Raw genomic sequence first — 12276 nt, forward strand, 5'->3', positions numbered from 1 at the left:
CCCGTCGCCGGGGTTTGCTCCGTCTTTTTTTTAGGAGCATACGATGTATAACCCCGTATCAAAAATAGACGAACTCCTCCCGGATTTTGCAGGGCTGGATCAAACTGTGACCGAGATGCAGGAGCGTCAGAATCAAATAACTACTGATTTCAACTTTATCATCCGCCAAGTGGCTGAGACTGCCCAAAAAAGTACGGAAGCTGCCGTATTGCCGGAGGAATCTCCGGAAACTGAACTGCCGGATTCCGACATACCCCTGACACAGTTTCTTGCCGAGTTTGGGGATAGTCTCTTTAACGCAGTTACTGAGCAAAACCAACCGGTCTATCAGGGACAAACTTATCCTCTCCTTGAAGAAGTGCTGGATAACCTGGAACGTCCTTTGTTTGCGGCGCAGCGCGAAGTTGTGCGCGCCGTATTACAGCAATTGGTGGCAGAGGACAAACCCGCAGCCATTATTAATGCCGAAATGGGCACAGGTAAGACCATGATGTCGGTTGCAGCAGCCGCTGCCGCGCATCAAGCAGGTTTGCACCGCACCTTGGTATTGAGTCCTCCTCATTTGGTGTACAAGTGGAGACGAGAGATCCTCAAAACGGTACCCAATGCCCGCGTATGGATTCTTAACGGAGCCGATACATTGGCAAAACTGTTGCAAATCCGTGCCCTTGACCGCAAACCCGAAGTTCCGGAGTTTTTTGTGATGGGGCGTGTTCGGATGCGCATGGGCTACCATTGGAGGCCTTCGTATGCCGTTCGCCGCCGCCGGATACCTTCTGAAGGTGCTTCTGAGGGTTTTGCCGTTTCCGAGTATTACTGTCCTAAATGTGGCTGTGAAATCTTGGATGAGGAAAACAAGCCTTATAACACTGAAGGTGGTGTGAAAAACGCCCTGGCTAAAAACCGCCGTTTTTGCAAAGGCAATCATCATGGCAAACCGTGTAAGGAACCGCTCTGGACCTTGTGCCGCAAGGAACAGAGTGAAGACGGGGTTGTAAGCACAGTGTACGATCGCGTACTTAAAACCATGACCACCCTACCCGGCATCGGTCCTAAAACCGCAGCAAAAATCATCGGGATGTATGGTGAGCAGTATCTGGCTGAAATCTTGGAAAACAACATTCAGGCGTTTTCCAATTTGATGGATGAAAACGGAGAATTTTTATTCGACGACCGTCAGGCGGCGCGTATCGACCGAGACTTAGGCAAAGCAGAATTCAGCCTGGGACGAGGCGGGTATCAGCCGACCGAGTTCGTCAAACGCTATTTACCGAAGAACTTTTTCGGGCTGTTGGTAGTAGATGAAGGTCACGAGTACAAGAACTACGGTACGGCTCAAGGTCAAGCCATGGGCGTTTTGGCACGTTGCTGTAATAAGATCCTGTGCTTAACCGGTACGCTGATGGGTGGTTATGCGGAAGACCTGTTCTTTCTATTGTGGCGGCTTTGGCCGCAAATGATGATTGAAGACGGTTTCAGTTACAACAAAGGGAATACCTTGGGTTCGGCAAGCATGGCGTTTATGCGTAAGCATGGCGTTTTGAAGGATATTGTCCGACATCTTGGAACTGAATACAGTAATGGCGCATTCAGTAGCTCAAAAGCAGAGCGTAACAGCGTTCGCACCGCCAAGGCGTCGGGATTTTCCCCTTTGGGCATCATGCGTTATGTTTTGCCTATTACCGTATTTCTTAAGCTGCGTGATTTGGGAGAAGGCGTTTTACCTGGCTATAAAGAAGTTTTCCGGCCGGTTGAAATGACTGAAGATCAACAGGCGGTCTATAAAAATATGGAGAGTGTTTTGAGGCAGCATTTGAAGGTGGCATTAAGGAATCGTGACAATACCCTTACCGGCGTTGTTATGAGCGCCTTGCTGTCATGGCCGGATTGTTGTTACAAACCTCAAGATGTTTACTGGCGCAGACAAAACAAGATTCTTTTCCATACCGAACCCCAGTTCGATGAAGAAGAAATCTCACCGAAAGAAGCTGACATGCTGGAAGTCGTTAAAGACAGTCTGGCTAAAGGACGTAAATGTCTGGTCTATACTGTTTATACCGATACCCGTGATACGACAGGCCGTCTGAAAGAGATTTTCAAACGGCACGGTATTAAGGCGGCGGTAATGAAAGCGACGGTCAAAGCCGATCAACGCGAAGACTGGGTTGAAGACCAATTGGCTTCAGGCGTACAGGTTGTTATCTGTAATCCGGAGCTGGTCAAAACCGGTTTGGACTTGTTGGCATTTCCAACCATCTACTTTTTGCAAACAGGATATAACGTTTATACCCTGATGCAGGCTGCCCGCCGTTCTTGGCGTATTGGTCAGAAGGAAGACGTGGAAGTGTATTTCGCCGGTTACAGCGATACAGCGCAGCAAATTTGCCTTGAACTGATGGGGCAAAAAGTTGCCGTTACTCAGTCAACCTCCGGTGATATGCCCGATTCGGGTCTGGACATTCTGAATCAGGCTGAAGGTTCAGTTGAAGTTCAGTTGGCCAAACGCTTCGTTGACCGACAAGATTGATGCAATTTTTGCATCTAACCCGCGTTTAGTGGGTTTTTTCAGACGACCTCGTGTTGAGGTCTTCTGAAAAAGCCCGTAAGGTGGAATTTCACAGGCTGGCAGACCTTATCTGCCCGCGCACTGCCGTTACCCATTGCGCACGTCCTTCGGGACGGACGGCTCTTTTTCAACTTTCTTTAACCCTGTGGGGATATACCGTATCCCCACAGGGCATCGGTATATCTCCCTTTTTCATGGAGATACCGATGTGAAATTTTTTATATTCATCAAACCCGACCTTCCTTTTCACAAGGAAAGCATTGAATCTTGGATCAAATTGCTGGAAGATATAGGTAAAACAGCCTTGTTGGCAATGCTGCCGTTGTTTTGGCTCAATTCATACTCTTTGACCGAACGTGCTTCCGGCGTAGCCGTATTGGCTTTGGTTGCCTACTTTGTGCAAGTATATGCTGACAAACTACGGAAATACCGTGATTCATTAAACAGAAAGGATACGTCATGCTGATAGGCGGTCTGCTATTTATTCTCTTCCTGGTGCTTGCTTTCGGCTATTGGATTACCAAGCAGCTTGAAACTTCGCGTACGTCGGAAGAACACAAAAACCGTTAACGCGGTTCATTCTATGTAGCTCAAGTATTTATCTTTTACTTGGATAAATATGAATCAAAGATTGTCAAACAGGAACCCAAGGAAAGGGAAAAACCATGATCATGACCTACAGCTTACTATTTTTGATTGCCGTCATGTTGTTTGGCATATTTAAACTGGTAAAGTTTGGCGAGTCTCAGCAAGACACTAATACACATGACCGGTCAAGTTAATTGGTATTCCCATCTTTTAAATGCTTTGTTGCTATTTAATACCAAAGCATTTTAAATAGAACGCTGATACGTTCCTTTTTAGATAAATCCGGCTTGAAGCCGCAATCCCGCTGTTCCGTACGTCTGTACGGCAGTGGGATTTTTCTTGGAAGTCATGCGGTTACGTTTTTTTTAATCGTATGCGTGTATTTTTAACCATTTGCAGGAGGAAAACCTATTTTTGTATCGGAGAAGAAATGAGATATAGCAAAAACAAAGATTATCAATTTTTTATACGCCAACTGGTATCGGGGGGAGAATGGATGTTCCTCCCCAAAAACGGTCGTAAGCACAGCGCATTGAAGCACCTACCGACCGATCGAAAAATTCCGATACCCGGCTCGCCGGGACAGGATCCGCGTGGATTGCTGAATTTTAAAACAATGGTACGTCATATAGAACGTGGCGGTACCTTCGATTAAACTTTGATTTAACCCTGCGGGGACTGTCCCGCACGGCATGTCTCCGTTTTTTATTTGAATGGAGACCAATATGGAAACTCAAAACCATCTGATGCACCCCCGTGTCGCGCATAACCACCGTGACAACGGATACTTCCCCACCGACCAGGCCACATTGTCGCGTATAGCCGCTTGCCTTGATATTCCGGCATCTGCCGGAGGTTTGTTACGCATATTTGATCCTTGCTGCGGAACAGGAGAAGCCCTGGCTTCTTTAGCTTCTACTTTGCAATCGGAAAAAATAAGTTGTCAAACTTACGGGATTGAACTGGAGAAAGACCGTGCTCAAGAGGCAATGAGCCGACTGACCAGTGTCATCAAATCCGATGTAGAAAACTGCACCATGCAGGGTTCGGCAGTCGGCCTCCTGTTTCTGAATCCTCCTTACGGCTTTGCCGCCAAAGACAATCTGTCTAATCAAAGAACCAAACGGCTTGAAGAACTTTTCTTCGCACGTACCTTCGGTACTTTGCAGCCCGGCGGAGTGTTGGTAATGATTGTTCCGGAAGCCGCCCTGACAGAGCATCTAACCGGCGAAATCGCTACCCACTGTACGGATGTCCGTATGATAAGGGCTGCGGCGGATACCTACAAACAGTTGGTTATATTCGGCATCCGACCGAAGAACAAAGCCTCTATCAGCAAAAAACAGGCGGATGCCCAACAAAGGCTCCTGCTTGATTTTGAAAATGCCCCTGAGACTTTGCCGGCCGGTATGCCTGCATACTGTGTGCCTATTGCACCCAATAAGGTCTTTCGCCCCAGAAGCTTTAAATTGGAGCAGGGTATATTGGAACGTGAACTGGGACAGCAGCAATCCCGCACGTTATGGCCATCATTTTCGCAATATTTCGGCACCAGTGCCGTTATAGCCGAAAAACGCCGGCCTTTATGTGCTCTGGGTCAGTGGCATGCTGCTTTAGCATTAGCCGCAGGGCAAGTTAATGGCGTTGTCACCTCAACCAATGGCCGAAAGCTGCTGGTTAAAGGTTCAACCCATAAAACCAAAGTGGAAACCAAATCGGAAGAGTACGGCAAGAAGGACAGGCTTGTGGTCACGATTACTTCAACTGACCGGTTTTCTCCAAGCATACGCGCAATTGATTTGACCGAAGGATCGTCGGATTTTGGACGAGTCCTGACAATCAAATAGATTGGCCTATTCAATTTTTAAACCCTGCCGGGTACTTCCCGCAGGGGTGTATCCGGTTTTTTTAAGGATACGCCTAATGGAACAACTTGATTCGGCAGCTCCGGCCGCATGTGATACCCCCTCTCTGTTTGACCTGGGCCGAGTGTCTATGACGGCAACAGTAGATTACCGGGCAAAAGAGCACCTGCCTGCACAACTGTATGAGAACAGTCTTTATGCCCAAATATTGCTTGAGGCCCACCGCCATGGCATATGGGGTGATATTTCTCCTGAGGATGCCAAGCCGAATCAGCTGGCACTCAAGCCAGGTGAAGAAGGCAGAATAATGTCTTCTTACAAGATTGGGGACCAAAAAATTTGGGTTGTTACAGAATGGGACAGAAGCCTTACCACACTCCTGTTCCCAGAAGATTACTGACCTTGTAATCTTTTTATATATCTCACCTGCCTTCGGGCAGGTATTTTCAGACGGCTTTAGTAAGGCCGTCTGAAAATACCTGTCTTTACAGGCTGACAGACCTTATCTGTCTTGTGTCCTGCCGTTAAACATGACACGCATCCTTAGGGATGTACGGCATTTTCTTTTATCAACCCCGTGGGGAACACAATCCCTACGGACTGTGTTCTCCGTTTTCTTTTTAAGGAGCAACACAATGCAAAACTTTATTGTATGGATGAATCCCGATCGGGAAGAATCGGCAGCTGCGGCAGCTAAATTGAACGGTGCAGTTTTGACCGCTCACACGGATGGTGTCATGGCCGCTATTAGACGTGAACTGAAAAGATTTGGATTAGGGGCTGATTTGGCCGTCTTTGCCCAAACCTGTGAAGAGTTTGCCAAACAGGCTAATGCCGACATGGTTTGCATCAGCAGTAGCAATGGTGATGCCGTTGCAGCCGTCACTTACCTTGAGGACGGATACGCCGGTGAAGGCGTATCCGCCGTTGCCGACATGCGCTATCTGATGCCTGCCTATCGGCAGTATTTCAACCGTCCTGACAAAATGGTTATTTTTCAGGGGGCATTGCAGTATTTATCAGATGAAGACATTGCCTGGATTTTCCGCCGCCACATCAATGCCATCATCGAGTGGCAGTCGAATGAAGGGCTGGGGCTGTACGAGTTCGGTTTCAGTCTATCTGATGTTCTGACTGATGGCTGCCGCCATGTGCTGCGCGAAGTCGTCACCGGCTGGCTGAACCGCGAAATCCTGCCCGAGCTGTACAATGTGTAGGCATAACCGCCGTGTTTCTTTTCCAACTGGGTAAATGCCCATTACCTGCGGTCTTTTGGCCGCAGGGGCAGAAACTCTACTGGAGATAGTTATGTCTATCAAAGTTGACAACATCCTTCTAATAGAAGGAACCAAAGAATCGGTTGCCGAAGCGGCGAAACTGATTTTATTTCGCTCCCCCGTTCATCCTGAGCATTGGGCTTTTGATTTCAATCGGATTTTGCCTTTACCCGAAAATATCACGTCTGACCTTGCCAAACAGAGAATCGAGGCATGGGGCAGCAGTTTTTCCCCATATCCCACCGAAACCTTTGTTACACAAAGAGAGGGTTTTATTGAAATCTGCTTTTTAACCGGATTGGCACCGCCTTTCGGTATTTATCGCAAACTCGCGGAAATCTTCGCCAACTTGGATGTATGTTTTACAGCGAAATACATCAACCAGTACGGAAGTTTCGGCGGACGCTACGAATACCGTAACAGCGTGCTTTACCACTGTCTTTGCGAGATGGCCGACATCCGTAAATTCGGTATCGCCGAATTCGATATTTGGTACGAAGGCTTGTCCGATAGACTTGAAAGCGACGGGTATTTGGTAGAAGATTAGACTATGTTACACGGTAGGCAGTCCGTCAAACCGCCCGCATACCGCCGTTAACCAAATGCACATCCGTTTCGGATGCACGGCTCTTTTATCAACCCTGAAGGGGATGTATTCCCCGTCATCGGTGTGGTGGTCTGGAGTAACGGATATAGTGAGGAGATGAAGAATCTTGCCATGGCAGGATTGGTGCTCCTGTCGTTTGAAATGCTGTATGTTTCATTCCTTATCCGCATTCACATCTCTAAACTGGAGGACAAATAATGGACTTCGTTACCGGAACTTGGGTCATGGCCGCAGTCGGCCTGGTTCTTGTTATTGTTGCGAGAATCTATCTTAAAACCCCCAAAAAATAACCGTGCTTAAGCACATTTTTCATCAAGCCGGCGGAACCGTCGTTCCGCTTCCCAAAGGCAAAGTTACCGTTTCGGTTTCTTTGCCTTTTATCTAAAGCACCTGTCGTCTGAAATGTGCGCCGGTTTCCGGTGGCGGCTTTTTTATCAACCCGGGCGCAAGCCCATCAACCTGCGGGTTTCCTTATCCGCAGGGATGGGGATTCCTGCTTAGGAGACTACTATGCCCAACTGGTGCAGCAACAGCCTTCATTTTCAAGGCAATCCTCAACGTATCGCCGAAGTGGCGGAGCAAATTCTGATCAAAACCGACAAGGGGTATCAATTCAGCTTTCAGCATATTGTACCCATGCCGGAGGAGCTGATTCTTCCTGAAGTGCCTGATAGTTACATGCAGCAGACCTGGTTTCAAATTGCTCAACAACCTGAAAAGAAGTTGATCAATTTGGAACGGGAAATGCTGGAACAGCGCGATAAATCCTTTTGGTCCGTTCAATATAGATTGCCGGATGAACTTTCCTCTGAATTAAAGCTATATTTTTCGGAAAAATTTGATTGGGACAATCTGACTGTTGGTGAAGTATTTCTCCATTTTGAAGCTAACTCTGAAGTCGCATCTCGTTTCCGTTACGATGGACCATTTGCCAAGCGTATTGCGGAAAACATCCGCCAATACGGTCATCCGAATTGGTATGACTGGCGGTTAGCTAACTGGGGCTGCAAATGGGACGTAAACCCCGACTGCACTTTTGTGACAGTTGGGGAAAGCGGCATCCGGATCAGCTGTGACACTGCCTGGGGTCCTCCGGAAGGGATTTATAGAGAACTCGCCAAACGTTTTCCTGACGTAGAATTTGAAGCCAAATACCTGGAAGAAGGAATGTGGTTTGCAGGAACCTATGAAGGTCATGAAGGAGCATTGTTCGATTATCCGTGCACAGATGATGGAGTCCGTGACTTCGCTACCGAGCACTTTGGATGCGAATACGATGACGAAGATTAAAGAACTTAGATTTCGTTAGACGTATTGCCAACTCACCCTGCGGGGACAACCCGCAGGGTTGTCCCCCGCTTTTTTGTGGAGATTAGAAATGATTGAAAATCAGATTGACAAAGAGATCACTCAGGCTTCATGCGAAGGCCGATTCATCCTAAAACAGGAAAACGGCAAACGTTTCCTTTACCTTAACCTGCCCGAAGGTAGTGACGAATTAAATACCATTTGGCAGACGGACGAGTATGACTTTACCGTACCCGACTTAGAAGTCAGCATCGATGTTGAATCCCTTCACACTGCTGTTAGACTTTTGAACGAAAACCAGGGCATTTTGCACGGCATCAGCACAAAATGCAGTGCGTATTCGTTCGGTTTCGAAGGAAAGTTGAGATACGAAAGATTGGATGTAAAGCCTTTCCCTATCAAATCGTTCTCTTATTATTTGGAGTTTTATAACGACTGGACGGGGACGTTGTATGAACTGGACTTATCAGCGTTCCTGGATGAGTTTTTCGGAGAGTGTGATCCTGAATCCAAGCTCGATGCCTGTTTGAAGTAGCATTTGTGCCTCAAATAATCTTTTTCAAAACCAACGGCCGCTAATGCGGCCGTTTTTTTGTGCCCATACTCTGATATTTTTGGGGTCTCTGCCCCCAATCCCCCGGTCTCGCCGCCGACAGCTCGGGAACAGGAATTACCTCCGGCCTACGCCTGCTCCCTCACTTAAGCGTGTCATCGCTGCCAGTCAGTAAATGGGTATTCATAAACGCCCTTGCAGGTCGAAGGGGTTGGGTATTGACCCTGTAAGGAAATTTCCTTACAATAAACAGAATTCTTTAATTTAAGCAGTTTTTAACAATATCAATAATTTCCCAAGCCGTTAAGTAGAAGATGTGCGTAACTAGGACATTGAAGTCGCAAGTAGCAACAGTAAATTTGAATGAAGGCAGGGCAAAGAGACCATGAAGATTATTTTTGATGCAGTGTCAACTATGACCAGCAAAAACCAAACAACCATTCCCGAGTCAGTACGCAAGGCGTTGGGGCTGGAAAAACAGGACAAAATCCGTTTTTCCGTCTTAGGCGGCGGACAGGTATTGCTAGAAAAAAACAATACTGAGGAAGAAGAATTTGAGCATGATCCAGTTGTTGGAAAATTCCTGCATTTTTTGGAAAATTCTATGACAAAAAATCCGAATTCCATCAAACCCACATCTCAATCACGCTTTAACCGCCTTCGCCAACTGACTTGGGAAACAGATATGAAAGACTAATATGCCTGATTCCCCTATGCAGATAAACGGATATACCATTTACGAACACGAATGCTTTACGCAGCAATTAGACAGACTGGCCACTACGATAGAAAGCCAGAAACGATCCGAAAAATCCAGTAGATCCGAAGAGGCCAAACTGCTGGAACGAATCTTAGGCGAAATAGAAAATATTGCCCTTAATCCGGATAGCCCGGAATATCGGCTTGGCAAGACACTCGGCCCGGAATACAAATTTTGGCGACGTGCCAAGTTTATGGGTAGATACCGATTGTTTTTCCGTTACGACTCAAACAGTAAAATCATCATTCTCGCATGGGTAAACGACTCGGGTACGAAAAGAACTTATGGCGGCAAAAATGATGCATATACCGTGTTCAAAAAAATGCTGGGGAACGGAAATCCTCCTTCAGATTGGACTGCACTGCTTGAAGTAGTATCAAAGGAATAGAGCAAAAGAAAACAGCCCTTAGAAGATTCTCATGGTCAAAATACAGTATTAGACTGAATGTTACAACATTGTAATAATAATTGCTGTTATCTATAATGTTGCCCATGTCCGTATATGAGCCGGACAAATCTAAAAAGGGGGGGGAGAAAAAATTGCCCTTTGGCGGCAAACAGGATATATAGGATTTTATTGTTGTCTTATTCTGATGATGCTTTTCTTCCCAAAGGATTTTAATCGTTTGAAAATTATTGCTTATACGAGTCCGGATGGTGATGAATGGGTAACTGCGCTGGAAGCAAAGCTAAAACACCGGGAAGGAATGATCTACTACAGCCGTCATCGTCCCGGTACAAGAAAGAAAATGGTTTTGACCAGGAGGAAGGCGACCAATTTTTTTCGCTATTACAGTGAAGCCGACTCCGGTGGTGCTTCCGCCCCTGAATCGCTAACCCACTTGCTTTGCAAACAAGTGCTGAACGAACTATCCAACTTACCCGGCGGCCTGACGACTGTTCTAAATTGCACAGAACACGCCGAGCAACAACCGCCTGTCACTATTAGGCTGAACCGTGCATTATCCGAATATCGGATAGATATAGATGGCAAAACTTTTTATATTGATGTTTTGCTTGAATTTGATCAGCCGGGTAACACTTCCCTGCTCAGGCACGAGATAAGGTGGCAGAGAAAATTGGCGGTTGAGATTTGGCATACATCACGGTTGGCTTCCAATGCGCCTAAATGTTTAGCCTTATCGAAAATAGGTATCCCGGTGGTTCAGATACGGGCAGATAAGGGTTCATTTTTGTATATTGATGAAGACGAGCTGCTCAATTATGATAATGAAGAAATCAAAAACCGCATAAATCGCCATGTAGAGAAACTTCGGAACACCTTTCGGAAACAAATTCTCTGCACCCTACTCCGTAATCCTTTGAGTGCGGATTTTCAGACGGCCTTGATGTTGCATAATCAAATTAAGGCCGATGAACAACAAGCAGAGCAAATACAGGAAAAATTTGAGGCGCTGAGGAATAAACATGTTTTATTGGAAGCTGAATATTCGGCTTTGGCCGCCCAATACGCAGCCTTATTAGAACATCAGAATTTCCAAGCTCACTCCGGGAAAAGGGAAATTCCGAAAAAGCATGGGATTCTGCAGCGCATGGCCAGTTGGTTTAAATCATAAACCACTGTTTAGAACAAACCCTAAGTTTCAATAAGATGAGGAAAATATTGCAATGAAAAAAATTATGTTCGGATTATTAGCAGCTATGGCCATTTCAAATGCCCAAGCTGAAGGTAATTTCTTGAATCTTGCTTCAAAGCCGGCCAAAATTGACGGGGTATTGGAAGCTTCTTTAGACAAACCCTATCCCAAGTTTGTACAAGATTGGATGAAAGACAGTAAATTGGCGGGACTTGGCCGTATCATCCAAGGCAAGATTTTTGAAAGTACGGGAACTATTGAACGAAAATTCTATGCAAGATCCGAATCCGAACATGAAAAAACGGTTGAGGATGCAGTAGGAACTTTCAAAGCATATTGCGAACATCATCAGGGGACGGTTGAAACCCTGACTTCCGATATTTTCTGTATCAACGGCAGACAAGTCCAGTGGATGGGATGGTGGTACAGAGAAAACTATACGAATTTTGCATTCTCTGATGGATATACAGGGGAACAAGCCTACCGCAGCAAAGTTACGGATGTACAACCCGGTAAAAAAATCTCCACTTCCTATGGGCCTGCCTTGGTCTTAGAAAAAGGTGAGAATGGCTTAATTAAAATTCAGCCGAACAGAGGCAGCGAACGTTGGATTACAAGTGACAGCATCCAAGTAACTTATAAATAATGGGATGTGTATCATATAAGAAAGAGGATTGGTAGCTGAAATGCTGCCAATCACATGGAGTGCAAATTGAAAACAAAATCTAAAAAACTTTTGAGGCTTGTTATCTTATTTGTAGCGGCATTCTCCATCTCTACACCTGCGGTAATGTACTTCAGCACAGGCGAAGCGACATTAAATCTTTTTGTTGAGGGGTTTTGGATAATTGGATTACTTCAAGCACTCGCTTTTACCACCATTGTAGACTATTGCACTGAATCTAAACATACAAATATGCTCAATAATCCAGCGTGCAACGATGAAGATTGGGATAATGATATGCTCAATAATCCAGCGTACTCTTGGTCAATGTTCAATATTCACCATTCAAATTAAAAAAGCAGGAGCCTTATACTCCTGCTTTCCGCAGCAAAGTTACGGATGTACAACCCGGTAAAAAAATCTCCACTTCCTATGGGCCTGCCTTGGTCTTAGAAAAAGGTGAGAATGGCTTAATTAAAATTCAGCCAAG

14 protein-coding genes are annotated in these 12276 nt (G+C 46.0%); all 14 read left to right on the forward strand.

Translation table 11 applies throughout. The features are described 5' to 3' along the window. Window positions 1-43: 43 nt before the first annotated feature. The 14 genes from DFR77_RS02645 to DFR77_RS02715 all read left to right on the forward strand — a co-directional run bounded on the left by DFR77_RS02645 (window position 44) and on the right by DFR77_RS02715 (window position 12140). A complete protein-coding gene (locus DFR77_RS02645) occupies window positions 44-2527 on the forward strand; it encodes an SNF2-related protein (protein WP_113852030.1) in 2484 nt (827 codons plus the stop codon). Between the two features lie 247 nt (window positions 2528-2774). Continuing rightward, window positions 2775-3032, forward strand: coding sequence for a hypothetical protein (locus DFR77_RS02650; RefSeq protein WP_003693178.1), 258 nt, complete (start codon window positions 2775-2777; stop codon window positions 3030-3032). Between the two features lie 552 nt (window positions 3033-3584). Further along, window positions 3585-3809, forward strand: a complete 225-nt coding sequence (locus tag DFR77_RS02655; RefSeq protein WP_003695233.1) for a hypothetical protein — start codon at window positions 3585-3587, stop codon at window positions 3807-3809. Window positions 3810-3879: 70 nt separating this feature from the next. Continuing rightward, window positions 3880-5001, forward strand: coding sequence for a DUF6094 domain-containing protein (locus DFR77_RS02660; RefSeq protein WP_033910520.1), 1122 nt, complete (start codon window positions 3880-3882; stop codon window positions 4999-5001). Between the two features lie 76 nt (window positions 5002-5077). Further along, window positions 5078-5419, forward strand: a complete 342-nt coding sequence (locus DFR77_RS02665) for a hypothetical protein (RefSeq protein WP_003693174.1) — start codon at window positions 5078-5080, stop codon at window positions 5417-5419. Between the two features lie 235 nt (window positions 5420-5654). Then, on the forward strand, window positions 5655-6236 hold the full coding sequence (locus DFR77_RS02670) for a hypothetical protein (protein WP_003693172.1): 582 nt from the start codon (window positions 5655-5657) through the stop codon (window positions 6234-6236). Window positions 6237-6270: 34 nt separating this feature from the next. After that, a complete protein-coding gene (locus DFR77_RS02675; RefSeq protein WP_003695237.1) occupies window positions 6271-6843 on the forward strand; it encodes a hypothetical protein in 573 nt (190 codons plus the stop codon). 570 nt (window positions 6844-7413) lie between these two features. After that, window positions 7414-8193, forward strand: coding sequence for a DUF1281 family ferredoxin-like fold protein (locus DFR77_RS02685; protein WP_003699934.1), 780 nt, complete (start codon window positions 7414-7416; stop codon window positions 8191-8193). A gap of 88 nt (window positions 8194-8281) precedes the next feature. Continuing rightward, window positions 8282-8746 (forward strand): hypothetical protein, encoded by a 465-nt coding sequence (locus tag DFR77_RS02690; protein ID WP_012503624.1) that lies wholly within the window; start codon window positions 8282-8284, stop codon window positions 8744-8746. Between the two features lie 403 nt (window positions 8747-9149). After that, on the forward strand, window positions 9150-9461 hold the full coding sequence (locus tag DFR77_RS02695) for a type II toxin-antitoxin system PrlF family antitoxin (protein WP_003693161.1): 312 nt from the start codon (window positions 9150-9152) through the stop codon (window positions 9459-9461). A gap of 1 nt (window position 9462) precedes the next feature. Next, window positions 9463-9912 (forward strand): type II toxin-antitoxin system YhaV family toxin, encoded by a 450-nt coding sequence (locus DFR77_RS02700; protein ID WP_003693159.1) that lies wholly within the window; start codon window positions 9463-9465, stop codon window positions 9910-9912. Window positions 9913-10150: 238 nt separating this feature from the next. After that, entirely contained in the window at window positions 10151-11101 is a 951-nt protein-coding gene (locus tag DFR77_RS02705) for a hypothetical protein (RefSeq protein ID WP_228369787.1), read from the forward strand. Between the two features lie 52 nt (window positions 11102-11153). After that, window positions 11154-11768, forward strand: a complete 615-nt coding sequence (locus DFR77_RS02710; protein ID WP_003693155.1) for a hypothetical protein — start codon at window positions 11154-11156, stop codon at window positions 11766-11768. Window positions 11769-11834: 66 nt separating this feature from the next. Next, complete coding sequence (locus tag DFR77_RS02715) at window positions 11835-12140, forward strand: hypothetical protein (RefSeq protein ID WP_235230351.1); 306 nt, start codon at window positions 11835-11837, stop codon at window positions 12138-12140. Window positions 12141-12276 lie beyond the last annotated feature (136 nt).

This window comes from Neisseria gonorrhoeae, from assembly GCF_003315235.1.
GTDB classification, from domain to species: Bacteria; Pseudomonadota; Gammaproteobacteria; order Burkholderiales; family Neisseriaceae; genus Neisseria; species Neisseria gonorrhoeae.

Excerpts from the sequence above, each read along its gene's own strand:
- DFR77_RS02700 (WP_003693159.1), top strand. The coding sequence starts at position 9,463 with ATGCCTGATTCCCCTATGCAGATAAACGGATATACCATTTACGAACAC.
- DFR77_RS02645 (WP_113852030.1), top strand. The coding sequence starts at position 44 with ATGTATAACCCCGTATCAAAAATAGACGAACTCCTCCCGGATTTTGCA.
- DFR77_RS02655 (WP_003695233.1), top strand. The coding sequence starts at position 3,585 with ATGAGATATAGCAAAAACAAAGATTATCAATTTTTTATACGCCAACTG.
- DFR77_RS02670 (WP_003693172.1), top strand. The coding sequence starts at position 5,655 with ATGCAAAACTTTATTGTATGGATGAATCCCGATCGGGAAGAATCGGCA.
- DFR77_RS02685 (WP_003699934.1), top strand. The coding sequence starts at position 7,414 with ATGCCCAACTGGTGCAGCAACAGCCTTCATTTTCAAGGCAATCCTCAA.
- DFR77_RS02660 (WP_033910520.1), top strand. The coding sequence starts at position 3,880 with ATGGAAACTCAAAACCATCTGATGCACCCCCGTGTCGCGCATAACCAC.
- DFR77_RS02690 (WP_012503624.1), top strand. The coding sequence starts at position 8,282 with ATGATTGAAAATCAGATTGACAAAGAGATCACTCAGGCTTCATGCGAA.
- DFR77_RS02710 (WP_003693155.1), top strand. The coding sequence starts at position 11,154 with ATGAAAAAAATTATGTTCGGATTATTAGCAGCTATGGCCATTTCAAAT.
- DFR77_RS02665 (WP_003693174.1), top strand. The coding sequence starts at position 5,078 with ATGGAACAACTTGATTCGGCAGCTCCGGCCGCATGTGATACCCCCTCT.
- DFR77_RS02675 (WP_003695237.1), top strand. The coding sequence starts at position 6,271 with ATGCCCATTACCTGCGGTCTTTTGGCCGCAGGGGCAGAAACTCTACTG.
- DFR77_RS02695 (WP_003693161.1), top strand. The coding sequence starts at position 9,150 with ATGAAGATTATTTTTGATGCAGTGTCAACTATGACCAGCAAAAACCAA.